The sequence below is a fragment of the Hyunsoonleella sp. J2K-J805 genome (assembly GCF_057167125.1).
Genome location: NZ_CM169901.1, coordinates 3063831 through 3090756, shown reverse-complemented (window position 1 = coordinate 3090756; position 26926 = coordinate 3063831). Strand labels below are relative to the sequence as shown.

Annotated in this window: 23 protein-coding genes; 5 read left to right on the top strand and 18 right to left on the bottom strand. The window is 35.6% G+C overall.

The window, feature by feature from the left end; translation table 11 throughout:
* Positions 1-266 precede the first annotated feature (266 nt).
* From metH to AC1B0Z_RS13540, 15 genes are all read right to left on the bottom strand, one after another.
* Complete coding sequence (gene metH / locus AC1B0Z_RS13610) at positions 267-2981, bottom strand: methionine synthase (protein ID WP_483792589.1); 2715 nt, start codon at positions 2979-2981, stop codon at positions 267-269.
* 64 nt (positions 2982-3045) lie between these two features.
* On the bottom strand, positions 3046-4053 hold the full coding sequence (locus tag AC1B0Z_RS13605) for a homocysteine S-methyltransferase family protein (RefSeq protein ID WP_483792588.1): 1008 nt from the start codon (positions 4051-4053) through the stop codon (positions 3046-3048).
* Between the two features lie 50 nt (positions 4054-4103).
* Entirely contained in the window at positions 4104-4994 is an 891-nt protein-coding gene (cysM, locus tag AC1B0Z_RS13600; protein ID WP_483792587.1) for a cysteine synthase CysM, read from the bottom strand.
* Positions 4978-5724 carry a serine O-acetyltransferase EpsC gene (gene epsC / locus AC1B0Z_RS13595; protein ID WP_483792585.1) on the bottom strand — a complete coding sequence of 249 codons (747 nt, stop codon included), beginning with the start codon at positions 5722-5724 and terminating at the stop codon, positions 4978-4980. The genes cysM and epsC overlap by 17 nt, the downstream gene beginning before the upstream one ends.
* Before the next feature lie 210 nt (positions 5725-5934).
* Positions 5935-6990: an NAD(P)/FAD-dependent oxidoreductase gene (locus AC1B0Z_RS13590; protein ID WP_483792583.1), complete on the bottom strand. Its 1056-nt coding sequence runs from the start codon at positions 6988-6990 to the stop codon at positions 5935-5937.
* A gap of 2 nt (positions 6991-6992) precedes the next feature.
* Complete coding sequence (locus AC1B0Z_RS13585) at positions 6993-7577, bottom strand: precorrin-2 dehydrogenase/sirohydrochlorin ferrochelatase family protein (RefSeq protein WP_483792581.1); 585 nt, start codon at positions 7575-7577, stop codon at positions 6993-6995.
* Positions 7578-7580: 3 nt separating this feature from the next.
* On the bottom strand, positions 7581-8342 hold the full coding sequence (cobA, locus tag AC1B0Z_RS13580) for a uroporphyrinogen-III C-methyltransferase (RefSeq protein ID WP_483792579.1): 762 nt from the start codon (positions 8340-8342) through the stop codon (positions 7581-7583).
* 9 nt (positions 8343-8351) lie between these two features.
* Positions 8352-10457, bottom strand: coding sequence for a HEPN domain-containing protein (locus tag AC1B0Z_RS13575; RefSeq protein WP_483792578.1), 2106 nt, complete (start codon positions 10455-10457; stop codon positions 8352-8354).
* Positions 10458-10637: 180 nt separating this feature from the next.
* Complete coding sequence (locus tag AC1B0Z_RS13570) at positions 10638-11885, bottom strand: sulfate adenylyltransferase subunit 1 (protein WP_483792577.1); 1248 nt, start codon at positions 11883-11885, stop codon at positions 10638-10640.
* Positions 11886-11969: 84 nt separating this feature from the next.
* Positions 11970-12875, bottom strand: coding sequence for a sulfate adenylyltransferase subunit CysD (gene cysD, locus AC1B0Z_RS13565; RefSeq protein ID WP_483792576.1), 906 nt, complete (start codon positions 12873-12875; stop codon positions 11970-11972).
* Positions 12876-13012: 137 nt separating this feature from the next.
* A complete protein-coding gene (locus tag AC1B0Z_RS13560) occupies positions 13013-13633 on the bottom strand; it encodes a phosphoadenosine phosphosulfate reductase domain-containing protein (protein ID WP_483792575.1) in 621 nt (206 codons plus the stop codon).
* A gap of 10 nt (positions 13634-13643) precedes the next feature.
* The gene (locus AC1B0Z_RS13555) at positions 13644-13889 is read right to left on the bottom strand and encodes a DUF2061 domain-containing protein (RefSeq protein ID WP_483792574.1); all 246 of its coding nucleotides are present in this window, start codon (positions 13887-13889) and stop codon (positions 13644-13646) included.
* Positions 13890-14068: 179 nt separating this feature from the next.
* A complete protein-coding gene (locus AC1B0Z_RS13550; protein WP_483792573.1) occupies positions 14069-14482 on the bottom strand; it encodes an RrF2 family transcriptional regulator in 414 nt (137 codons plus the stop codon).
* A 42-nt stretch (positions 14483-14524) separates the two neighbouring features.
* Entirely contained in the window at positions 14525-15820 is a 1296-nt protein-coding gene (locus tag AC1B0Z_RS13545; RefSeq protein WP_483792572.1) for a POTRA domain-containing protein, read from the bottom strand.
* A 63-nt stretch (positions 15821-15883) separates the two neighbouring features.
* The gene (locus tag AC1B0Z_RS13540) at positions 15884-17014 is read right to left on the bottom strand and encodes a LytR/AlgR family response regulator transcription factor (RefSeq protein ID WP_483792571.1); all 1131 of its coding nucleotides are present in this window, start codon (positions 17012-17014) and stop codon (positions 15884-15886) included.
* A 190-nt stretch (positions 17015-17204) separates the two neighbouring features.
* On the opposite strand from AC1B0Z_RS13540, the gene AC1B0Z_RS13535 reads away from it, so the two are divergent.
* From AC1B0Z_RS13535 to AC1B0Z_RS13515, 5 genes are all read left to right on the top strand, one after another.
* Positions 17205-17621, top strand: a complete 417-nt coding sequence (locus AC1B0Z_RS13535; RefSeq protein WP_483792570.1) for an OB-fold protein — start codon at positions 17205-17207, stop codon at positions 17619-17621.
* An 11-nt stretch (positions 17622-17632) separates the two neighbouring features.
* Positions 17633-18175 (top strand): YceI family protein, encoded by a 543-nt coding sequence (locus tag AC1B0Z_RS13530; RefSeq protein WP_483792569.1) that lies wholly within the window; start codon positions 17633-17635, stop codon positions 18173-18175.
* The gene (locus AC1B0Z_RS13525) at positions 18165-19040 is read left to right on the top strand and encodes a DUF5777 family beta-barrel protein (protein WP_483792568.1); all 876 of its coding nucleotides are present in this window, start codon (positions 18165-18167) and stop codon (positions 19038-19040) included. Before AC1B0Z_RS13530 ends, AC1B0Z_RS13525 begins: the two co-directional genes overlap by 11 nt.
* Positions 19041-19507: 467 nt before the next feature.
* Complete coding sequence (locus tag AC1B0Z_RS13520) at positions 19508-20881, top strand: spondin domain-containing protein (protein WP_483792567.1); 1374 nt, start codon at positions 19508-19510, stop codon at positions 20879-20881.
* A gap of 568 nt (positions 20882-21449) precedes the next feature.
* Complete coding sequence (locus tag AC1B0Z_RS13515; protein ID WP_483792566.1) at positions 21450-23276, top strand: hypothetical protein; 1827 nt, start codon at positions 21450-21452, stop codon at positions 23274-23276.
* Positions 23277-23384: 108 nt separating this feature from the next.
* Here the strand turns inward: AC1B0Z_RS13515 and AC1B0Z_RS13510 are convergent, their stop codons facing one another.
* The 3 genes from AC1B0Z_RS13510 to AC1B0Z_RS13500 all read right to left on the bottom strand — a co-directional run bounded on the left by AC1B0Z_RS13510 (position 23385) and on the right by AC1B0Z_RS13500 (position 26732).
* A complete protein-coding gene (locus tag AC1B0Z_RS13510) occupies positions 23385-24191 on the bottom strand; it encodes a PhzF family phenazine biosynthesis protein (protein ID WP_483792565.1) in 807 nt (268 codons plus the stop codon).
* A gap of 64 nt (positions 24192-24255) precedes the next feature.
* Positions 24256-25458 (bottom strand): polysaccharide lyase family 7 protein, encoded by a 1203-nt coding sequence (locus AC1B0Z_RS13505; RefSeq protein ID WP_483792564.1) that lies wholly within the window; start codon positions 25456-25458, stop codon positions 24256-24258.
* 101 nt (positions 25459-25559) lie between these two features.
* Entirely contained in the window at positions 25560-26732 is a 1173-nt protein-coding gene (locus tag AC1B0Z_RS13500; RefSeq protein ID WP_483795310.1) for a trans-sulfuration enzyme family protein, read from the bottom strand.
* Positions 26733-26926 lie beyond the last annotated feature (194 nt).

Here is a 26926-nt window from a genome sequence, read left to right as displayed (position 1 = left end):
TACCCTACGATCATACCTACAAGGTTAAAAAAAACCTTGCAGGATCGCTTCGGGTCGGGCTATCCGTTACAAGTCCTCGCTGCGCTGTGGGCTTTCCACTACTATCCCTAACGCGCCACTCTTGACTTTCAACCTACCCCTAGCCCCTCCCAGGAGGCGAACTCTCTCTTTTACAGACCTCACAGGTTTTTAAAACCTGTGAGGTCTAAATCACGCACCCCCCCGTAATCCATTCCTCCTATTCGAGGAGGTTAGGTGGGGCTTGTCTACTCCGCCAAATTAGGGTGCAACCACTTTCTAGCTTTCTCTTTGGTTATACCTTTTCTTTCAGCATAATCAGTTACTTGGTCGTCGGTAATTTTACCCAAACCAAAATATTTTGCTTCTTTATTTGCAAAATAATATCCCGAAACCGCTGCTGCTGGCCACATTGCTAAACTTTCTGTTAAGGTTACCCCAATTAATTTTTCAACGTCCAACAATTCCCAAATAGTCTCCTTTTCCAAATGATCAGGACATGCAGGATAACCTGGTGCTGGACGAATACCTTTATAACTTTCTTTAATCAAATCATCATTACTCAAATCTTCATCAGCCGCATAACCCCAATGTTTTGTTCGTATTTGTTTATGCAAATATTCTGCAAAAGCCTCTGCAAACCGATCTGCTATCGCCTGAGCCATAATCGCATTGTAATCGTCATCTTTTGCTTTATAACTTTCGGCTAATTCTTGCGCTCCAAAAATCCCAACACAAAATGCCCCCATGTAATCTGTTTTACCAGAAGCTTTTGGCGCAACAAAATCGGCTAAAGCATGATTTGGAATCCCTTCTCGCTTTTTCAATTGCTGACGCAATGTTCTAAACACAGCAATCTCTTCACCCTTTTTCTGAACCGAAATATCATCCTCATTTATAGTATTTGCTTCAAACAACCCAAATACCGCTTTAGGCTTTAATAATTGTTTTGCAACAATATGCTGAATCATCGCTTGAGCATCTTCAAACAATTGTGTTGCTTGTTCACCAACCACTTTATCCGTTAAAATATCTGGATATTTACCATGTAAATCCCAGCTTCTAAAAAACGGACTCCAATCTATAAATGGTAATAATTCTTTTAAACTTAATTGCTTCAAAATTTGTACGCCCATTTCTTTAGGCTTTACAATTTCAGAAGTCTCCCAATCAATCTTACACTTTTTATTACGCGCTTCTTCAATCGAGATATACGATTTCTCCTTACCACGTTTTAAAAACTTGGTACGGAATTCATCATAATCTTTCTTCATTTTCGCTACATAAGCATGCGACGTTTTCTTATTTAATAAATCGCCAACAACCGTTACAGCTCTTGAGGCATCGTTTACGTGTACTACCGCATTTTCGTATTGCGTATCAATCTTTACTGCTGTATGTGCTTTAGATGTTGTAGCACCACCAATTAGCAATGGCACTTCAAAGTTTTTGTTTTGCATTTCTTTGGCTAGATACACCATCTCATCCAAAGACGGTGTGATCAAACCTGATAACCCAATGGCATCAACGCGCTCTTCAATAGCAGTTTCTATAATTTTTTCAGGTGGTACCATAACCCCTAAGTCTACAATCTCGTAGTTATTACAAGCTAGTACAACACTTACAATATTTTTACCAATATCATGAACATCGCCTTTTACGGTGGCCATTAGTATTTTTCCAACTGGCTCTGATTTATCTGATTTCTCCGCTTCGATAAACGGATTTAAATACGCTACCGCCTTTTTCATCACCCGTGCCGATTTTACCACCTGAGGTAAAAACATTTTTCCTGCTCCAAACAAATCACCTACCACATTCATACCTATCATCAAATTACCTTCAATCACTTCAATAGGTTTATTTGCAGCTAATCGTGCCTCCTCAATATCTTCAATAATAAAGGCATCAAGTCCTTTTACTAAAGCATGTGTAATTCTATCTTGTAATGGGTTTTCTCGCCACGATAAATCAACTGTTTTTTCTTTTGCTGAACCTTTTACAGTTTCGGCAAAATCTAATAAACGTTCGGTTGCATCATCACGTCTATCTAAAATCACATCTTCTACATGCTCCAATAAATCTTTTGGAATATCATCATAAACCTCCAACATTGCTGGGTTTACTATACCCATATTCATACCGTTTTGTATGGCATAATACAAAAACACCGAGTGCATTGCTTCGCGTACCGTATTATTTCCCCTAAACGAAAAGGACACATTACTTACACCACCACTCACACTAACATTTTCCAGATTTTCACGAACCCATCGTGTGGCTTCAATAAAATCTATAGCGTTTCTGCGGTGTTCTTCCATTCCTGTAGCCACAGGAAATATGTTTAAATCGAAAATGATATCTTCAGATGGAAATCCTACTTTATTAATCAATACATCGTAAGAACGTTTTGCGATTTCTATTCTGCGCTCATAATTATCAGCTTGTCCTACCTCATCAAAAGCCATAACAATTACTGCTGCTCCATAACGTTTTATCTGTGTAGCTTCCCAAATGAATTTTTCTTCTCCTTCTTTTAAAGAAATAGAATTTACCACGCATTTTCCCTGCACCACTTGCAGGCCAGCTTCAATAATTTCCCATTTAGAGGAATCTATCATAATGGGCACGCGACAAATATCAGGTTCGGCAGCTATCAAGTTTAAGAAACGTACCATAGCTTCTTTACCATCAATCAAACCATCGTCCATGTTGATGTCGATAATTTGCGCACCACCATCTACTTGATGACGCGCTATATCTAAGGCTTCATCAAATTTTTCTTCTTTTATTAAGCGCAAAAACTTTCTAGAACCAGCAACATTGGTACGCTCACCTACATTTATAAAGTTGCTATTCTCATTAAGGATTAGTGGTTCTAATCCCGAAAGTTTCATGTATTTGGTTTGTTTTATTTTCATAGGCCTCCCCAACCCCTCCAGAGGAGGGGCTAAAATGGTCATTTTATTGTTTAATTTAAAGTTTAGACATTACAATTTTCTTCCCTTACATTTTTTATCCTCAATACTATATCGAAACAACTTCAGCATAACTACGCGGCTCATATTTTGCCGCAATATCAGCAATTACCCTAATATGCTCAGGACTTGTTCCGCAACATCCACCAATAATATTGATTAAATTCTTCTTTAAATACTCCTCAATCTGAGCGCCCATTTCCTCTGGTGTTTCATCATATTCTCCAAAAGCATTAGGTAATCCCGCATTGGGGTGAGCAGAAATAGCAAAGTCTGTTTTATTGGCAATCGCTTCCAAATGCGGCTGCAGTAAATTAGCACCCAAGGCACAATTAAAACCAACGGATAACAATGGCACATGCGATACCGAAATCAAAAATGCTTCAGCCGTTTGCCCAGACAATGTTCTACCTGAAGCATCTGTAATGGTTCCGCTTAACATAATTGGCACATCTATATGGCGCTCTGCCTTTACCTCTTCAATAGCAAATAATGCTGCTTTTGCATTTAAGGTATCAAAAACGGTTTCTACTAATAATAAATCTACACCGCCATCAACCAAAGCTTCTACCTGTTGTTTGTAGGCAATGCGCAATTCATCAAAAGTTACCGCACGGTATCCAGGATCGTTTACATCGGGCGACATGCTTGCAGTGCGATTTGTTGGCCCAATTGAACCCGCTACAAATCGGGGTTTATGCGGCTCTTTTACAGTAAATTCATCGGCAACCTCCCGTGCTAGTTTAGCCGACTCATAATTTAACTCATACACCAAATCTTCCATTTGGTAATCTGCCATAGCGATAGTCGTTCCCGAAAATGTGTTGGTTTCTACAATATCGGCACCAACTTCAAAATATTTACCATGAATGGTTTTAATGGCTTCTGGCTGTGTGATGGACAACAAATCGTTATTACCCTGCAATGGTGTTGGATAATCTTTGAAGCGTTCGCCTCTAAAATCTTCTTCAGTAAATTTATAGGCTTGTAGCATGGTACCCATGGCACCGTCTAAAACTAAAATTCGCTCTTTTAAGGCTTTATGTATGCTTGACATTTTTTAATTTCTTTAATACCTACAAGGTTTTTAAAACCTTACAGGAAATTTTATTCGAATAATGTTGACGATAAATAACGATCGCCTCTATCGCAAATTATGGCTACAATAACACCTTTATCAATAGATGCAGCGGTTTGCAACGCACAATACATCGAGCCACCACTACTCATACCTGCAAAAACACCTTCTTCTTTAGCTAGATTAATAGTTGTTGTTTTAGCATTTTCTTCCGAAACATCAATAACAGTATCTACTCGAGATCTATCGAAAAACTTTGGCACATAATCTGGCGACCATTTTCTAATCCCAGGAATTCTTGCACCATCGGCAGGTTGTGCACCCACAATTTGTATATCTGGGTTTTGCTCTTTTAAAAATCTTGATGTTCCCATTATAGTTCCCGTAGTACCCATAGTAGCTACAAAATGTGTAATCTTACCTTGGGTATCTCTCCAAATTTCAGGTCCCGTGGTTTTATAATGGGCTTTCCAGTTATCATCGTTTTCAAACTGATTTAAAAGTGTATAACCTTTTTCATCTCTCAGCTTAAAAGCCAAATCACGAGAGCCTTCTATACCAATATCTGCAGGTGTTAAAATAACCTCTGCACCATAAGCACGCATGGTTTTTACACGCTCTTCGGTAGAATTCTCTGGCATAATCAATACCATGTTCAACCCTAAAAGCTTAGAAATAAAAGCTAATGCAATCCCAGTATTTCCACTTGTAGCTTCAACTAAAGTACCTCCTTTTTTAATGTCACCACGTTTTAACGCTTCGTTTATCATATTAAAAGCTGGTCGGTCTTTTACACTTCCGCCTGGGTTATTCCCCTCTAACTTCAAAAACAATTTTACACCATCTTTTTTAAGCAGATGCGTTACTTCTACCAACGGTGTATTTCCAATCTGGCCAATTATACTATTCTCGAATGCCATTTTTTTTCGGTCTTATTTTAATTTCTGTTTGATAAGTTACCAGCGAATTTTCTGGAACAGATTGCGTTATCCATACATTGGCACCAATAATACTATTAGCACCAATTACAATATCACCACCCAAAACGGTAGCGTTAGCATAAATGCAAACACCATCTTCAATAGTGGGGTGGCGCTTAGTTTTTGCCATACTTTTTGATACCGAAACACCGCCTAAGGTAACACCCTGATAGATTTTTACATTTTTCCCAATAATGGAAGTTTCTCCAATAACAATCCCTGTACCGTGATCTATATAAAATGACTCACCAATAGTAGCACCCGGATGAATATCAATACCCGTAATACCATGCACATACTCACTCATCATTCTAGGTAAAATATGCACATTGCGTTTGTACAGAGCATGACTCAATCTATAAACCGAAATCGCATGAAACCCAGGATACGCTAAATAAATTTCTTGCAAACAATGCGATGCAGGATCATTCTGTTCAAATGCAATAGCATCTAAATCCAGTTTTTTTCTAATCTCTGGCAATTCCGCCTTAAAACTATCCCATAGAGCAGCACCGTTCCCTATCTCTAAAGCAGCAAGAATCTTTAAAAACGTTTTCTCCAAATAGGCACTATGCTCTTCTTGCTGCGTGCAATCAAACAAAGAGTAAAACAAGCGTTTCGTAAACGTTTTAACCGTATCTTTTAAGCAAACATTATAGCTTTTCTTCATAAAACAAAAATACCTACAAGGTTTCAAAAACCTTGCAGGAATATTAAAATACTTTTTATTTTTTTTGTGCCTGCCTGCCGGCAGGCAGGTTACCCACAATGGGTCGGGCTTTACTCATTGATTTATATTTTAAATTAATGATTTCATTAATGTAAACATTTCACTACTCAATCCCTAACGCAGGCATATCCGCCAAAGTCAGTTTCAAACTTAATTAATGGCTTGTACTACAGCTTTTGGCGCCTCTTTTCTAGTGCCATCAAATCCGTTTACACCACTTACCGTTGTATATTTTAAAACAAACTTCTTACCCGGATTAATAATTTTATATGCTGCTTGACACATAATAGTAGCCTCATGGAACCCACAAAGAATTAACTTTAACTTTCCAGGATAGTAGTTACCATCGCCAATAGCAAAAATTCCAGGTATATTCGTTTGGTAATCTAAAGCATTATTAACTTTTATTGCATTTTTCTCAATCTCTAAGCCCCAATTCGCAATAGGTCCTAACTTTGGAGACAAACCAAATAACGGAATAAAATGATCGGTTTCTAACCTGATTGGAGCTTCATCCTTTTTAGTAATCTCAATAGCCTCAACCTTATCGTCTCCAATAATATCAGTAACTTCTGCAGGGGTAATAAGCTTAATTTTTCCTGAATTCTTTAATTCTTGTACTTTTTCTACAGAATCTAAATGCCCTCTAAATTCGTTACGTCTGTGTATTAATGTTACACTTTTTGCTACATCTGCTAAAAATATACTCCAATCTAAAGCAGAATCGCCACCACCAGCAATAACCACATTTTTATCTCGGTACATTTCTGGCTCTTTAATCATGTATTCCACACCTTTATCCTCGTACTTAGCCAAGTTTTCAAGCTGTGGCTTTCTAGGTTCAAAACTCCCTAAGCCACTGGCAATAGCTACAACTGGCGCTTGATGTTGTGTGCCTTTGTTGGTTGTAACTATAAACGTTCCATCCTCTTGTTTATCAATAGTTTCAGCACGCTCTCCTAATGTAAATCCAGGCTCAAATTGCTTTCCTTGCTCTAACAAATTATCAGTTAAATCTCCTGCCAAAATTTCTGGAAACCCAGGGATATCATAAATAGGCTTTTTTGGATATAATTCTGAACACTGTCCACCTGGTTGTGGTAATGCGTCAATTAAATGACATTTTAATTTTAATAATCCTGCTTCGAATACAGTAAATAATCCTGTAGGCCCCGCTCCAATTATAATTATATCTGTCTTAATCATTTTTAAGATTCTTTTTTTTCTATTAATCCTTTAGTGAATTCGTTTAGTGTTTCCACTTTTTGTTCAAAATCACCTTTTATTGTTTTTCTGTACTCGTTTAAATTCTTAACTAAATCGTCAATATTTTCAGGAATTACTTCCTCAAAAAACTGACGTAAACGTTTAGCTGTTGTTGGTGATTTTCCATTTGTGGAAATAGCTACTTTTACATTGCCTTTAGTTACAATACCACCCATATAAAAATCGCAATACGGCGGATTATCAGCAACATTTACCAATTTAGCTTCGGCTCTACAATCTTTCCAAACTTGAACGTTAACTTCTGGAACATCAGTCGTAGCCACAACCATATGCTTGCCAATTAAATAACTTTTTTTGTAAACATCTTCAACCAATGTTACACAACCTTTCTTAGCAAGTGCTATAGTACCTTCTCGAAACATTGGAGATACCATAGTAACATGCGCATCTGGACTAGATTTTAATAAGAACGTTAATTTTTCTTCGGCAACGTTTCCGCCACCTACAATCAATACATTCAAACTTTTAGCTTTCAAAAAAATAGGATATAAGTTATTCCGCTCCATCACCTATTTCTTGTTTACTTCATTATAAATTGAACTTAATACCGCTCGTTCCTTAACAACATCTCCAATGATGATAATCGCAGGATTTGCTAATTGTTTTTCTTCAACTATGTTTTCAATAGTATCAATGGTACCAATCCCTACATTTTCGTTATCTCTAGTGCCATTTTGAATAACAGCTATAGCTGTGTTGCTTTTTCCTTCTTTTGAAAAAACACTTACAATTTCTCCAAGTTTTCCCATTCCCATTAAAATCACAACTGTAGCTGTAGATTTTGCTGCCAATGCAACGTCACCTGACAATTGATGTTTTTTCGTTGTTCCTGTAATCACCCAAAAACTTTCTGAGGCACCACGTTTTGTAAGCGGAATGCCTTGATACGCTGGTACTGCTACCGATGATGAAATTCCTGGTACCATGAAGGTTTCTAAACCAAACTGTCTTACATAATCAATCTCCTCTGCACCACGACCAAAAATGAAGGGATCGCCTCCTTTTAATCGTACTACATGCCCTTTTTCTTTGGCTTTTGAAACGATGAGCTCATTAATTTGCTCTTGTTGAAATGCATAACACCCCTTGCGTTTCCCCACAAAAATAAGCTCGGTATCATCCGAAGCATATTTCAGTAAAGATTCGTTGATAAGTGCATCGTATAAAATGACATCTGCAGATTCTATAGCCTTAATTGCTTTAAGGGTTATTAAATCTTCATCACCTGGACCTGCACCTACAACAGTCAATTTTGGAGTTTTAATGCTCATTTTTATCTTTTAAACCGCTTTTTGTTCCAGTGCTTGTTGCGCTTCTCTAAACGCTCTAACTTTAGCTAAAAACTGATTTGCGTTTTCAATGTATTTTGAAGCAAAATCTTTAGTTGGCGCAAATTTATTAATTTGGTATATCAATTCTGAAAAAGAAGTTCCTAAATCTATTTTTCCGCTAGTAATAAATAACTCGTCAAAGTCTTTTATAATTCCTGCATGCGTATTTGTCTTTTTGTTTTCAGCTAATAATAACGCTTTCGCAGAATTCACTAAAGATTGGTATGCTAAATAAATAGCTCCAGAGTACACACCGTTTTCAAAAGACTCTTTGGCATTTTCAATTTTCTCTTCGCTTTCAAAGAATAAGGTTGCTATTAAATCTATGACTACACCAGCACATTCTCCAATTCCAATCTCTTTTACGTATTTTTCTTCTTCTCCCCAATCGATAAAATCGGCTTGTGTTAAATTTGTAGCATCTTGTAAATCATTCAAGAAATCATAAAAATACTTCTCGCCTTTTTCTTGATAGTACTCCACAAATTGTTTGCCGTTAGCATTAGCTTCAAAATCGTTTAAAATTCTGCGCAGTGCTTCTGGTCCTCTTTTACTTGGCACTTTTACTACTTTATCTGCAAAGGTTGCATTACCATCACCTTGGTTACCGCCACCAAGTAATACTTGTAAGGCTGGAGCAACTAATTTATCTGGCGTACGCACCGTCATCCCTTGAAAACCAATGTTGGCCATATTGTGTTGTCCACAGGCATTCATACACCCACTAATCTTAATTACTAAATCTTCATTTTTAAGATACTGTGGATATTCTGCCTTAATTACACGCTCTAACTCTTCTGCAATACCTGTACTACTCGCAATACCTAAATTACAAGTATCTGTACCAGGACATGCTGTAATATCTACAGCCTTGTTATACCCTGCTTCTACAAAACCTAGTTTCTCTAATTCGGTATAGAAAAATGGCACTAATTCTCTTTTCACAAAAGGAATTACGATGTTTTGACGCAAGGTTAAACGCACTTCGCCTGCAGCGTATTTATCTACTAAATCTGCTAATAAGCGTGCTTTATCTGTATAAAAATCCCCCAATAACACTTTAATACCTATACCTACATAACCTTCCTGCTTCTGAGGAATTAAATTGGTAGATTTCCAAGTTTCAAATGCTTGTTGGTCTTTTATAGATACTTCTGGGAATTCAGTTATGTCTACTGGTGTTGAAGCCACGTAAGACTCCGCATCAATAGGAACACTTTTAAATTCTATCGCTTTTTGTTCTTCTGCAATTAAATCTTTAAACGCTTCTAAACCGATGTCTTTTACCAAGAATTTCATTCTAGCTTTTGCACGACTTTTACGCTCGCCATAACGGTCAAACACTCGTAAAACGCCTTCCATTATTGGAATGATTTTATCGGTCTCTACAAAATCAAACAATACATCCGCATGTCGAGGCTGAGAACCTAAACCGCCTGCAACCATCACTTTAAATCCGCGAACACCATCTTTAATTTTAGCAATGTATCCTATATCGTGTAAGTACGATAAGCCTGTATCTTCATCAGTAGAAGAAAAAGACACCTTAAATTTACGTCCCATTTCTTGACAAATAGCATTACGTAAAAAGAACTTGTACAATGCATCTGCATAAGGCGACACATCAAAAGGTTCGTTAACATCAATACCAGCAGTTTCAGAGGCTGTAACGTTTCTTACTACGTTACCACAAGCTTCACGTACCGTAACCTCATCTTTTTCTAATTCTGCCCAAAGCTCAGGTGTTCTGTTTAAATCCACATAGTGAATTTGAATATCCTGACGCGTTGTAATATGCAAACGTCCACGAGAATACTCATCCGATACCGCAGCTATTCTACGTAGTTGATTACTTTTTAGCTTTCCGTAGGGTACTTTAATACGTATCATTTGCACGCCTTCTTGACGTTGACCGTAAACACCACGTGCTAAACGCAAACTTCTAAATTTTTCCTCGTCTATTTTACCGTTATGGAACAACTCAATTTTTTGAGCTAATTCTATAATGTCTTTTTGGACAACCGGATTTTCTATTTCTGTTTCGAAACTTCTCATATAGCAGCCCCTCCTAACCTCCCCAATTAGGGAGGAACTCTTACTCGGGCGGAGTAAGAATATTTGTTATTAATTTATTTTTAAAACCTACAAGGTTTTTGAAACCTTACAGGAGTTTTATTTTCATTATTGTTTATCCGCAAACCTGCTAATTCCCCCTTTGGGGGCTAGGGGGCTTTTTTATTGGATAAATCCAGCGCCTACTGTATTGTTGGATTGCGGATCAATTAAAATGAAAGACCCGTTGGTTCTATGATTTTTAAATTGGTCGTAAAAAATTGGCTTATTTAACTTAAACGTTACTGAAGCAATATCATTAATTCCTAAACCTGTAACCCCTTTTTCAAAACCAGAATAGTCAGGGTTAATTTTATGATTGATACGATCTACTTTTGCTAAAACCTTGTTAATACCATGTTGAACAATATATTTACCTCCTGGGTTTAATTCTTCAGTATCCATCCAACATACATTGGCTGTAAATTGCTTATCTATAGTCGGTAAATCGTTCTCTTTTACAATCATATCGCCACGACTTACATTAATATCGTTTTCTAAAGTGATGGTTACCGATGAACGTCTTGATGCTGTTTCGTACTTCTCGTCATAGAAATAAATATCTTTAATCTTCGATCGTGTTTTGGATGGTAAAACAATAATATCGTCACCAACGCTTAAATCGCCACCGTATACCTTACCAGCATATCCTCTAAAATCATGGTAATCTTCTGTTTTTGGTCGAATTACATATTGTACTGGAAAACGTGGTGTACCTACATTGAAAATATCCGCCTTATCAATGGCTTCCAAATGCTCCAATAATGCTTCACCAGTATACCAAGGCATGTTATCAGAACGATTTACAACATTATCGCCCTTGAGAGCACTTACTGGGATGAATGTGATTTTTTGATCTTGGTAATCACGCTTACTCATTAATTCTGAAAAATCAGCTTTAATTTTATTGTAAACTTCCTCAGAATAATCTACCAAGTCCATTTTATTAATAGCCACAACCACATCTTTAATTCTCAATAAATTATTGATAAAAAAGTGTCTATTGGTCTGCTCAATAACACCTTTTCTAGCATCAATTAAAATGATAGATGCTTGCGACGTTGATGCGCCAGTAACCATATTACGTGTATATTCTACGTGACCTGGTGTATCAGCAATGATATAACTCTTCTTTTTAGTTGAAAAATAAATATGTGCTACATCAATAGTAATACCTTGCTCTCTTTCTGCAACTAGACCATCGGTAGCTAGAGAAAAATCCAAGTAATCGTAACCACGTTGCTTACTTGTTTTTTCAATGGCTTCTAACTTATCTGTAGTTAAGGATTTTGTATCGTAAAGAATACGTCCTATTAAGGTACTTTTACCATCGTCTACACTTCCTGCTGTTGCTATTTTTAATACTTCCATTTTATATGATAATGATAGGTCCTAAACCTAATTTGTATTCGTTTTAAAAGATTTCCGCCTTCGCGGAAATGACAAAATTGTATTTTAGAAATACCCTTGTTGTTTACGTTTTTCCATGGCTGCTTCAGAGCGCTTGTCATCAATACGTGCACCACGTTCTGAAATTGAAGAATCTCTAATTTCTTCTACAACTTTATCAATAGAAACGGCATCTGATAATACGGCTGCCGTACAACTCATATCTCCAACGGTTCTAAAACGTACCATTTCTTCAATCACTTCTTCTTCTTCATCTCTATAAACTACATCGTCTTCTGCAGACCAAATCATGCCGTCTCTTAAAAACACTTTACGTTTGTGTGCAAAGTAAATTGAAGGAATTTCGATGTTTTCTTTTTCTATATAAGACCAAACGTCTAATTCTGTCCAGTTTGAAATTGGGAATACACGCACATTTTGTCCATGGTCAATCTCGCCATTCAACATATCAAACAACTCTGGTCTTTGGTTTTTCTCATCCCATTGCCCAAAATCATCACGTACTGAGAAAATACGCTCTTTTGCTCTTGCTTTTTCCTCATCACGTCGAGCTCCGCCTATAGCTGCATCAAACTTAAATTCTTCTAAGGCATCTAAAAGCGTTGTAGTTTGCAACATGTTTCTACTAGCGTAACGCCCAGATTCTTCTTTTACTTTTCCTTGATCGATAGAATCTTGTACGTTTCTTACAATCAACTCTAAACCAAGCTCTTTTACTAAACGGTCTCTAAATTCAATCGTTTCAGGAAAGTTATGTCCTGTATCAATATGCATTAAAGGAAAAGGTACTTTAGCTGGGTAAAACGCTTTAACCGCTAATCTTACTAAGGTGATAGAATCCTTTCCTCCTGAGAATAACAATACAGGTTTTTCAAACTGTGCTGCTACTTCTCTCATGATGTAAATCGCTTCGTTTTCAAGCGAATTGATATGTGATGTATCTTTCTTCATAATTAGAAGCCCCTCCTAACCTCCCCGTGGGGGAGGAACTATTACTCGGGCAGAGTAAAAGATTTATTATTTTATTTAATGTCTTATCTATTTTTATTTTTCAGTACTGCTTACTGCTACTACAAACTGTTTACTAACTATGCGTGTAAACCACACTCTCTATTTTCTAATGCTTTAGTTGGATCGAAATATTTAAATTCGTTTGATAAATTATTATCTTCTAAGTATTTATCTAAATCCTTATCTGTCCAATAATAAAACGGACTTACCTTTAAAACGCCATCTTTACTTAAACTAAAAATACCAATGCTATTTCTAAATGCGGTTTGCCCTTGACGCAAGTTGGTAAACCATACATTTGGTTTATGCTCATCCATAGCTCTTTTAAAAGGCTCTAACTTAACTTGCTCTGTAAACTCTGCATGCTTTGGATCATCTACCGATGGAATCCCCATAACCACATCTCTATGTGCTGATGTTTGCTTAGGCACATACAAATGCACGTTTAAACTTAAATCTTTAATAACTTGTTCTGCATGCTTATAAGTTTGTGGTGTATTATAACCCGTATCACACCAAACCACAGGGATATCTGACTTCTCTTTACTTACCGCATGAAGGATTGCAGCTTCATAAGGTCTAAAGTTGGTTGTTACTACCGCGTTGTTATTAAGTTTAAAAGCCTTCTGAATAATTTCAGATGGTGATGCTTTTTCAAAACTTTTATTTAATACTTCTATTTGATTTTCTGTAAACATATCTTTTTGTTTATTTCCCCCATTTTATAGCGTTCCAAATACGCTCATGGAAAAAGTACAATACTAATTTTGTTAAAAAATCTACCGATGCAATGGATGCTGCAACTGAAATTTCACCAGTTAACACATAAGAAACCACAAGAGTATCTAAAGTACCCACTACTCTCCAACTTAAAGCCTTAGCGACACTTCGTATTGGTTTTTCTCCAACACTATCCTCCTTGTAAGTGGTTTTTTGTTTACTCTTAACTAGCATTTGCGCAATCATTTGTTATTATTTTATATTAATCCTATCAATTTAGTAGGGATTACAAAAGTAATATTTTTTTTGGCTCTACAAAGCTTGATCTTAATTTTTTAGAATAATTGTCTATTTGGACGATAAAATGAAGAAAACTTACAGGGTTTCCGTGTAAATTATGAATCTTTTAATAGTTAAAGACCTGAGAGATCTGCTAATGTTGTATTTCTAAACACTTTAAGTGTACTATCCCTTACTTCAATCATGAGTTTATGAACACTACATTTAAGTTCATCAGGACAATCATCGCACTTTTCGTAATAATTTAAACTTACACAGGGTACCATAGCAATTGGTCCTTCTAAAACCCGCATGACATCCGTCATTTTTATTTCGGTAGGTTCGTTTCGTAAATAGTAGCCGCCATGTTTTCCTTTTTTGGAACCTAAAACACCTGATTTTCTTAAGGTTAACAAAATACTTTCTAGAAACTTCTGCGGTATTTGTTCGCTTTTAGCAATGGCACTCACTTGTACTGGCACATCATCGCCACTTCGTGCAATAAATGTTAAAGCTTTTAGTCCGTATTTTGTTTTTTTAGAAAGCATTATGCTAATATAGATAATTTAGCATTTGCACTAAACCTATATTTAAAAATACTGTCCTATGCCAAACACAAAACCATTCCCGCCATTTCCTGTTACATTAATACCATAATCAAAACGTAATACTGCATTAAATATATATTTATGAATAAAACGCACACCCAAGCCTGTTTGTATACGTGTGGTATCTGTAGAAAAAACACCTGAGAGAGTTTCATCAGGACGTTGTACCCCGCTTACATCTACAAAACTATTGCCTTGTAATACAAACCAACCTTTTTCTAATAAGGTATGCCTATATTCTGTATTTAATGCAATTATTGACGCACCCCTATCAATAATATTGCCTGCACCTCTTGTGTTAAGCTGATTATCAATAACTAAAGGTGCAAAAGCACTATTGCTTATACTATTACCTATTTGTAGTTGTAATTGCGACGCCCAATTACCATGTTCGCCTAAGCGTTTAAAATATTGTGTAGTATTATTGATGGTATACTTGGTTTGTAGAAAATTATTGCTTTTATCAAATAAGGTGATATCTACTAAGTTTCGAAACCCAGAGAAGTTTTGGTATTCAATATCTATATCTACATACTCATAACTACCTCTAAAAGCAGTTCGTTTTATATTAGGCTGCGCTGCATTTAAACCTTCGTTTTCTTCATTATTTATTAATACGTAAGCTTCGTTTGAAGTTCTTAATCCAAGCTCAAACCTATTATTGAAATTATGCTCGTAAAACAGGGTGGTTTCAAAACCTTTGTTAGTAAACACATAATCGGTAGGATTCTCTAAATCGTTGGCATCAAAAAATATGGGTTGCTGTGTACTATCATCCATGTAATTAATCCCTAAACCTAACTTATTGGTGAATAAATAAGGGTGCTCTAAAAAAACACCGAAAGCATTAAACACTTCGCGCTTAAAAAAACCTCCAAAAATGATGTTGCGACCTAAACCGTTAAATTCAAATGCAGAAAATCGATAAGAAAAGCTATCATCTGCAGCTTGCCCAACCCTAACTCCTGGAATAATACTGAAATTTTCCTCAATGGTGTAAGTTATCACATAAGTATTATCTCCTTTTGACTCTATTTTATAATCGGCATAAGCAATACCATCTAAACGTTTTATACGCTCTATATCTGTTATTACAATGGTACTATCGGTTTCTTGACCTGCTTTTACTTTGGCAATTCGTGTTAAGAAACTTGCTTTGGTTTTTTTTAGGCCCTCGAAATTTAAACTTTCTACCTTAAATTTGGTTTGTGCGGTTAGGGTAAAATTAAACAGACCAATTAAAATAAAACATACAAGTATTAGATATTTCCTATTCATAATCTTTTTTTGCTCTTAAGAGTCGAGATTATTGAAAGGTAATTACCCTGATACAATATTTCATTATAAATTTAACCATAATTTAAAAGCAGCAGATTTATTCTTGCCTATAACAATATCTATTTCAGAAGCTGGTTTTGTTTCAATTTTAAGTGAATTATTTCCAAATTTTATAATTTTATCAATAGCATAAATAGACACTATAATTTGCCTATTTGCTCTAAAGAACAGCTTATCATCTAAAGAAGAGTAAATTTGATCTAAACTATCATTTGCAGTAAAACGTTTACCATCTTTTCTTATAATATAAGTAATTGTATTTTCTAAATAAACATAAGATATATTTTCAATGGCAATAGGCATCAATTCATTTCTTACATAAGTTAATAGACGCTTTTTTGGTAAAGCACCTATAGGCTCATTTTCATCATCTTCATCTAAGGCTTTTTCCTTTAAAATTGCTTCGTTCTCTTTTTCAATAGCTATGTTTTTTTGATAATTTTCTAGGGCTGTATTTAATTTAGAGAGGTTATGCATGCCATCTTCCAAACGCGTTGTTTTTTGCTCTAAAGCGTTATAATAATAATGCGTTACGTATCTAATTATTCCGAATAGTATAAGCAATATCGTTAAACCAAAGATTATGAATATTAGTGTAAATCTACTTTTAAAGGTATCAAACTCAGTAATCACATTTTTTAAATTAATGTGCGTTATAACAATCAAATCTGAGTTGGGTATAGCATCTAAACGCACTACTGCAGACTCGTCTTGATTCCCTCCTTCTTTGTAATTGGATATATAAACATACAAATCTTCTCCAGAAATATCCTTTTTAATATTGGCCACCATCGCATTTGTAGCATCATCAGTAGTGCCAACTTTAGTAATATCTGGATAACTTATTATTTTTCCAGACCAGTCGATTACAGAAAAAAATAAATTGACATCATCAACGCTTTCTATACTTTTTTGAATACCACTTACCACCACTTCCTTGTCTACATTTTGAGCTAAGGCACTACCACTTAATTCTGATATCTGTTTAGCACGTTGTTTACCAGATTTTATTTCATTATCCAACAAAAGCGTTAAACTTTCTTTTGAAATAAAAGCCATTGCCATATAAGTCATTACAACATATATAATTCCAAAAACGACGGTAGTGGTCAAGTATATTCTATAATTTTTCATAAGTTTAAAACTTCATTAACTCCAATTCAAATTTAAGCTTAAAGTATGAAACGTACTGAAATTCAGTATTGAAAAATTCCGTTTTAAAGTTCATATTTCAGCTTTATAAATATCACCTCTATTATCTATACGTCTTTCTAAATTTATTCTCTACCTTTATTTAAAAAAAGAAAAATATAGGTAAATCACAATGAAAAAATACGTCAAAAATAACGCTGTAATCATTATTACATACAGCCTTATTTTTTTATTAATCGGAGCCTTGTACCTTGTTACAAAGCAATCTCATACTGATACGCATAAATTAAAAACTTTTAAACAGTTTAGTTCTCAAAACCTTATACACGAATATGACAGTAAAGGTTATGATAATTTTATTGAAAAGGCTTTAGAAATACATGGTGTCTTAAAAAAAGTACATTATAAAAATAATGTGTACTCACTTTATTTAAGTTATGAAGCTGGCAAGTGCTACGTTATATGCGAACTACAAGCCGACCAAAACCATAAAATACCAAATTTAAATATTGGAGATGAATTAATTATAAAGGGCATTTTAAAAGGTAAATTGTTAGACATAGTATTATTAAATTGCATCATTATTTAAAAGTTTTATTCATGAATAGAATAACAATTATAGTATACCTTATTTGTTGTATTAAGGGTTTTTCTCAGAACAATGAGTTTATAGAACGCGAGGGTGACATTACATTTTTCTCTTATACTTCAGTTGAGAATATAAAAGCGAAAAACACAAAAGCTCTAAGCATATTTAATACTAAGAATGGGGACATAGCAGTTAGAATATTAATGCGTGCCTTTGTTTTCGAAAAAACGTTAATGCACGAACATTTTAATGAAAGTTATATTGAATCTGATTTGTACCCGGAAGCTACTTTTGAAGGAATAATTGAGAATTACGACCCTGAAAGTGATACACAAACTAAAATTGCAAAAGGCACATTTAAGCTACGAAATATTGAAAAATCAATAACATTTAAAACCAATATATCTAAAATAGATAACGGTTTTATTATCGAAGGAGATTTAGAAGTATTAATAGATGATTACGATATTAGAGTACCAGCACTCTTATCTCCAAACATTTCAAAAACAATAGAAGTATCCTTTCATTTCAAATATGCTAACTATGAAAAATAAACTCTTAGGACTCTTAGTTTTAACATCGATACCATTATGCTCATTTAGTCAGAGTCTTTTAGATAAGCTAGAAAAAGAACCTTTGGATACTATACAATATGTAATGTCTACATTTAAAGGCACACGTATTTCCATAGGACATTCTATTGAGACACGTAAAAAAAATACTTTAGAATTATCCTTTATGAGTAGGTACTGGAATACTCCAGAAGAAACAAGCAATGCCTTTGTAGCGGATTTAATGTGTACGCGTTTTGGAGCAGATTATGGCATATCTGATAATTTTACTATTGGTATAGGCGCTGGTGCGCCCAATGGCATTTTTGATGCTTACCTTAAACACAGACTAATACAGCAAAGAGTAGATAATTCAGGAATACCTTTCGGTGTTACCTTATTACAAGTGGGAACATATAGAACACGCTCTATAATAGGTATTGAAAATAGAGACGTTTTTGGTGATAAACTAGCATTTACAACCCAACTATTAATTGCTAGAAAGTTTTCTAGAAACTTTTCATTTCAAATTTCGCCCACGTTTGTTCATAGAACATCTTCCAATTTTGGTATTGATCCCCACAATCATTTCGCAATAGGTTTTAGTCCGCGTTATAAATTAAACAATCATGTATCAATAGTTTCAGAATATTATTATGTGGCAAACCCTTTAAAATCCGTAAAAACCTTTGGCGCTTTTGCCCTTGGTGTTAACTGGGAAGTTAGTGATTTATTGCTCCAATTTACAATGACCAATAATATGATTTTTAACGAAGATGGTTTCATTACACAAACCGTTAAAAACTTCAATACAAGAGATGGTAATTTCTTTTTTGGTTTTAATGCTATATATCATATACAATTATAATAAACGTATTGTATAATGTGATTTTAAAAAAGAAGCTACTCGTTAAAGTAGCTTCTTTTTTTACCTTATTTATTTTAGTTTATACTGTAATGAAGCTTTTATAAACTATTAGTATTACAACAAAACACTGTAAAACTTAAAACATCCTCTTATTACGATATGATTTATAAGTATCATAAAACTTTTCGAATTAAGAAACTTGTCATCACCTATAGGTGATTTTAACATCTCATCTTACAAACAAATTAAAACTCATTAACACCTTTTTACGTGGCATTCTAAATCAACCGCTTCTGTTATATATTAAATAATACAGTTTTAAAAAAGTGATTTATCAGTAATGCATTTTTTATTCCTTTTTAAAGGCTATTTTTCCCGTTCGGCCAACTTCATTGCTAGTAAACACCATTTAGTTCGTCTATTTGCACCATCAAATAATTTGTAAAAATTTTAAAAACATATTGAAAATGAAAAAAACAATTTTATCAGCAATAATAGCTGCAACAATCGGATTTACTTCTTGTTCAGAAGATGACAACGACGTATCTGAACTATTAGAAGAAACTCCGGAGGTAGAAACAACAACCTTTAGAGTAACCATTAAAAATGCCATTAATTATTTAGCTGTAAAAAGAATTGGCGACGCGCCTTTAACAACTACAGGTCAAACTTTTGAAGTTAACTTTAAAGCAACAAAAGGCACTTACTTAAGTTTCGCTAACATGTTTGCACAAAGTAACGACTGGTTTTTTGGAACACAAACTCAAGGTATTAAACTATGGGATGGAGATACACCTAAAACCGGAGACATCTCTAGCTTTGTAAAAGTATACGACGCAGGAAGCGAGCAAGACGAGGCATTCTTAACAGATTTCCCAAATACTATATATACTGCTCCAAACCAAAGTGCTCCAAATTCAGGACCAGCGGATAGCAATAATTTGGTAAGAGATACTGGAAGAAATATTTTGAACTATATGTCTGCTTCTTTATCCTATGATACTTCAAACAGATACTTTACGCTTACAATAACTAAAGCAAACAGAGAGGCACTTCATAACCCTGGGTTTGTTACTCCTGGTATATTGGTAGTGCATACACAAGACCATCCTTTATATGAAGATGGTGCACCACTTAGAGCCAATGGTTTTGAAAGTTTAGCCGAAGATGGTACTCCAGCAGCAATTTACGAGTGGTTTACTGAAACTGGCAGCACTGGTGCGCCTTTAAGATTATCTTCTTCTTGGTCTGTATTATCACCAGGTGTAGCTTACGTTCATGATGGCGATCAAACACCTTTATTTACAAACGGTGCGCCAACATCTAGCGGAAACGGCTTAGAGGAATTAGCAGAAGATGGAGATCCAGCTATTGCATTTGCTTACTTAAATTCTTTACAAAACGTAACTGCGGTTAGAAACGAAGGCCCAACAGCACCAGGTGAATCGATTGTTTACGAAATAGAAGCTGTTCCAGGACAACGTCTAAACTTTGCTACCATGTTAGTATCTACTAACGATTGGTTTATCTCTAATAACCAAGCCGGTATTGAGTTGTTTAACGCGGATGGAAGTCCAAAATCTGAGTTTGAAACTTACAAAAACTACTTATACGATTCTGGTACAGAAGTAGACGAAGCAGTAGGGTTTGGTAGTGGACAGCCAATGAGAGGTAATGCAGCAGTTGCTGATGATGCCAATACAAACGTAAGACGTGTACAAGAACTTAACGATGTTCAATTTGGTAAAGGTGTAATAAGCTCACCTGCAGGTGTTACTCAATTCTTAGATGATAGAGGTGGCTATAATTTAGTGGATGTTAGTGTTGAGGTAATTAACTAATTAAATTGCCCCAATGAGAAAGGAGCAGCTCCCCAACCTCTTTAGGCTGCTCCTTTTATTCTAATAATTTCTAAATTATACTTGAAATATTGAAGATTTAATTAATTATGAAAAAGGGAAATTAATTAAACCTAAACGGACATACATATGTATGTCCGTTTTACTTTAAAATCAATTAGTTTGAATATACTTCTCTAATTTAAAGGCTTTATACTAGGCTTTTAAATTTTTTAAATTTTAAGTGACTAAATAACAGAATGTATTATTGAATTAGTCAAAAACTATTACTACGCTTCTTTTATTCTATCTAAATATAAGTCATAGAGTAAAATCTAATTTAAGCAATAGTCGTTATAGAGTAACTTAACAGATTTATAACCACGATTTCATTGGTTAAAATGGCTACTATAATACATTAAGAACAATACCTTTTCTATTCTGAACACAGTACAAAAAACACCCTATTCATTTTCAGAATCTATTTTTCCAGTTCACCTATATTAACTGTATGTTATTTTCTTTTCATTCGTCTATTTGAAGAGTAAATTAATTTAAATAATATAATAAAATGAAAAAGGGAATTTTTACAATAATATTGATGATTTTAATTGCAAGTTGTGGTAGTGATGATGATGCAGTTATAATAGAAGACACCCAAGAGCCTGAAAATAGTATTATACGTATTACAGCAGTTGATGCAGATGCAGATGAAATAACACTAACCAATTTAGGCGATGCAACACAAAACATCGGTAACTATTGGTTATGCTTAGGCCCTGGAACTTATGTGCAAGTATCTGATGCCGCTAGCGGCTCTACTAACCTTAATCCTAACCAAAGTATAACATTAAGTTACGATGTAAACCCTACAGCAGATGGTTTAAGTATATTTTCTGTAAACCAATTTGGCTCCTCAGATCCTGATATATTAATTGATTATGTGCAATGGGGAGCACCTAACCAAGCGAGAGTAGACCAAGCAGTAACTGCTGGAAGATGGGATAATGCTGCAAATTTTGTTGAAATGGCATCGCCTTACACCTTCTCTGGAAGCGCTACAGACTTTGGTTCTACATTTTGGGCAGGCACGCAAGCTGCTAATAACGCAGTAATAAGAATTGCAAGTGTTGATGCCACTACGGATGAAGTAACTTTAACAAACCTTGGTAGTGACGCTTTTGATATTGCAGATTACTGGTTATGCTTAGGCCCTGGAACTTATGTGCAAGTATCTGATGCCGCTAGCGGCTCTACTAACCTTAATCCTAACCAAAGTATAACATTAAGTTACGATGTAAACCCTACAGAAGATGGTTTAAGTATATTTTCTGTAAACCAATTTGGCTCCTCAGATCCTGATATATTAATTGATTATGTACAATGGGGAGCACCTAACCAAGCGAGAGTAGACCAAGCAGTAACTGCTGGAAGATGGGATAATGCTGCAAATTTTGTTGAAATGGCATCGCCTTACACCTTCTCTGGAAGCGCTACAGACTTTGGTTCTACATTTTGGGCAGGCACGCAAGCTACTAATAACGCAGTAATAAGAATTGCAAGTGTTGATGCCACTACGGATGAAGTAACTTTAACCAACCTTGGTAGTGACGCTTTTGATATTGCAGATTACTGGTTATGCTTAGGCCCTGGAACTTATGTGCAAGTATCTGGTGCCGCTAGCGGCTCTACTAACCTTGATCCTAACCAAAGTATAACATTAAGTTACGATGTAAACCCTACAGCAGATGGTTTAAGTATATTTTCTGTAAACCAATTTGGCTCCTCAGATCCTGATATATTAATTGATTATGTGCAATGGGGGGCACCTAACCAAGCGAGAGTAGACCAAGCAGTAACTGCTGGAAGATGGGATAATGCTGCAAATTTTGTTGAAATGGCATCGCCTTACACCTTCTCTGGAAGCGCTACAGACTTTGGTTCTACATTTTGGGCAGGCACGCAAGCTGCAACAGAAAGTGCAGTAATAAGAATTGCACGTGTAGACACCAGTACCGATGAAGTTACATTAACCAATCTCGGCAATGCCACTTTAGATATTGCAGATTACTGGTTATGCTTAGGCCCTGGATCTTATGTTCGAGTATCTAACGCGACTACAGCATCTACAAACTTAAGTCCAAACCAAAGCGTTGTTCTAAGCTATGATGTAAACCCTACTGCAGATGGTTTAAGTATATTTTCAGTAAACCAATTTGGTTCCTCAGATCCTGATATATTGATTGATTATATACAATGGGGCGCTGGAAATCAAGCCAGAGTTGATCAAGCTGTAACTGCTGGAAGATGGGACGATGTTTCTAATGTAGCACAAGGGGCTTCTCCATATACATTTAATGGAACTGTTACTGATTTTGGCTCTACCTTTTGGAACTAAAATTTAAATGAAATTATATTTTATAATATTAAGATAACATTAATTATAAGTAAGGGGGTTTAATAATTAACGTTGAATGGGCATACAGCAATGTATGCCCATTTTGAGTTATAATTCAGCTTTAAGCTTAGCCTCAAAAACAGTAACCGCTTTTCCCTTAATTTCCACACTGTAATCCTTCAAAGCTAAATGCAATACACCGCCTCTTTTTGAAATTTGATTGGACACCATTTGGGTTTTCCCCAATCGATTTGCCCAAAGCGGCGTTAGGGCACAATGTGCAGACCCCGTAACAGGATCTTCATTAATACCTGCTTGTGGAACAAAACAACGCACAACAAAATCTACATCTTGGGCTTTTCCTTCAGAAGTTACCATAAGGCGACCAAGACCATTAGAGGCTAGCGTCTCAAAGTTGGGATTACAACCTTCTATATCGCTTTGTTTTTCAGCTACGGCCACCATCCAATTATCATCACTTTTATAAAACGCGACAGGTTCAAAACCTAAATAGGTTTTAAAATTAATTGGTGTTTCGGCTTTAGATAAGCGGTATTGCGGAAACGTCATCACTATAAAATCATCTTCTTTCGAGATCTCCAGCGTACCGCCTTTGGCATTAAAATGAATACTATCTTCAGAAGACACAATTCCCACTTGATACATAATATGAGCCGAAGCCAAAGTAGCATGTCCACATAAAGCGATTTCAACTGTAGGTGTAAAAAACCTTATATCATAACCTGTATTATTTGGTGCAACAAAAGCCGTTTCGGATAAGTTCATTTCAGCAGCCATATTTTGCATCCATTCCTCTGAAGGTAAGGTATCTAAAATCATAACCCCCGCTGGATTGCCTTTAAATGCTTTATCTGTAAAAGCATCTACTTGATATATGGTTTTGTTATTTATCAAATTTAGTCGATCAATTTCTTGTTTAAATAGAATAAAACTGAAATCAATATTTATTCAATCAAAATCAATTCGTAGTATGAGATTTATCTAAAGCATAAAAAGTAACTTGAGCATAATCGTCAGCATCTCCAGAGTTATTCAAATGGTATAAACCCGCTTTAAAATACATGTATTGTCCACCAACATTAAATCCGCTATTCGCCATATTTACTGTTTTAACGACATTATCTTTTCCTTCTCTCATAATGATAACAGTTAAAATATCTCCAACAACTTTTATAGTATAAGTGAATTTTTCATTTAGTGCAATTCCATCAGAAGGATTTGATGCACTATTACTTCTTGAACCTATCATTTCGTACCATTGTTCATCTCCATTACCATCAGTGGGCTCATGAGCAAAATAAATTGAACCTAATGCATTGTCCTTTAGCTTTCTATAATACAAACGAATAGGCTCATCACTATTGGCGTGTATCTGACCTATAACAACGCGACCAATATGACCACTACTACCTGTTGTAGTCACATGATTTATTGAAAGTGTAGCATTCATTTCTCCATCATAACCCGCAGCTGCATTTTTATCAGCTTCTGGGGCAGTACCAAAAACCCAGTTGTTCTTATTTACACCTTGCGTACTTATACTTGTATTAGTACCTCGTAACATTTCACGCAGTTCTACTCTTACATAACTTGTATTAGCAGAAGTTTTAAAGCCATCCACTGGACATTTAAAAACCATACCGCCATCATCACCAGTATAAAAATAGTTACTGTTTTCATAATTATTATTAATCTGGCTAACGGTAATTGTAGTTGCTGTACCATTCCCTTTATCTTCTGGAATGCTTAAATTCCAAGTAGATAAATCAAAATTTTCTGAAGGTGCTTTATTTGCATCTAATCCTCCTGTATTTGCCTCTTTTCCCGCTTGAGTAATGGTTAAATCTCTTGATACCTCTCCGCCTATGACCCTAATTACTCCAGTACGTTTAGCTTCAGTTGGGTTGCGCGACACAGCAATATTTATAGTTCCATTATTTGTGCCGTTTGTGGGAGTAAGGGTAATCCAATCGTTATTATTCTCAGTATACCAGTATAAATTAGCAGTTACTGCAAGTGATTGTGTTTCTTGGTTTGCAGAAAATTCAGAAACTGAAGACAAACTCAATTCAACAGCTTTCTCTTCATTTGAATCTTCTGAACCACAACTAATTATAGCTATAAAAATTAGAAATGTAAAAATGATTTTTATTAGCTTCATAACATGTTTTTTACAAAAATAGTAACTTAACCTCTAAATTGGTTAACCAATTACAGAAATTCTTTGTAAAACCTTGAAAAACATGCTATACACCTATAAAATTAACCCAAAGCTTGCTCAATATCCGCAATAATATCATCAATATGTTCCAATCCTAAAGAGCAACGCACCATTCCATCGGTAATGCCTGCAGCAGTCTTAACTTCTGGTTCAACTTTAGCATGCGTAGTACTTGCGGGATGTGTTACAATAGTTCTCGTATCGCCTAAATTTGCCGATAGCGAGCACATTTTAATAGCATTCAAAAACGTTCTACCACCATCTAAACCACCTTCTACCTCAAAAGCTACAATATTACCACCAAGCTTCATCTGTTTTTTGGCGATATCATATTTAGGGTGCGACTTTAAAAACGGATATTTCACCCATTTCACTTTAGGGTGCGCCTCTAAATATTCAGCCAATTTTAAGGCATTTTCGCAATGCTTTTCAACACGAATAGCAAGCGTTTCCAACGATTTTGACAACACCCAAGCATTAAACGGACTCATAGCAGGCCCAGTCAATCTAGAAAACATATAAATCTCTCGAATCAAGTCTGCCTTACCAACGGTAACACCACCAAGCACACGCCCCTGTCCGTCCATTAATTTCGTAGCCGAATGAATCACCAAATCCGCACCATGTTTTATCGGATTTTGTATATATGGCGTTGCAAAACAATTATCAATCACCAACAATACATTGTGCTTTTTACAAATAGCACTCAAAAAATCCAAATCCAAAACATCAACTCCAGGATTGGTTGGCGTTTCCGCATAAATAAATTTCGTATTTGGTTGTATTAAATCCTCAATCGTTTCAACTTCATTTATATTGAAATACGAACACTCAATATTCCACTTCGGGAAGTACTTCGTAAACAACCCATGCGTAGCCCCAAACACCGAACTACAAGACACCACATGGTCGCCCGCATCCAGCAATGTTGCGAATGTTGAAAACACCGCAGCCATTCCACTCGCAAACGCAAAACCCGCCTCTGCACCTTCCATCGCGCACACTTTATCCACAAATTCGTTCACGTTCGGGTTGCTATATCGGCTGTATAAATCTCGCTGCTTTTCCTCTGCAAACGAGGCGCGCATGTCCTCCGCATCATCAAATACAAACCCCGAAGTTAAGTATAATGGTACCGAATGTTCCGAAAACTGTGTCGTTTCAGATTGTGTTCTTATCGCTTCCGTTTCAAAATGTTTTTTACTCACTTTTATGCTTTTAATTATTTTTTATTTGGGCATTCCCCTATCGGGTCGGGCTTTCACTACTCAATCCCTCCTACGTCGGGGATTTCAAACATGCCGTTCAATCCCTAATGCAGAATATCAACCAAATTCGTTTTATGCATAGAGGTCAACTTTTAGTTTTCTTACAGCCTTTACACCAAGTCCTAATGCTTAAACGGAGG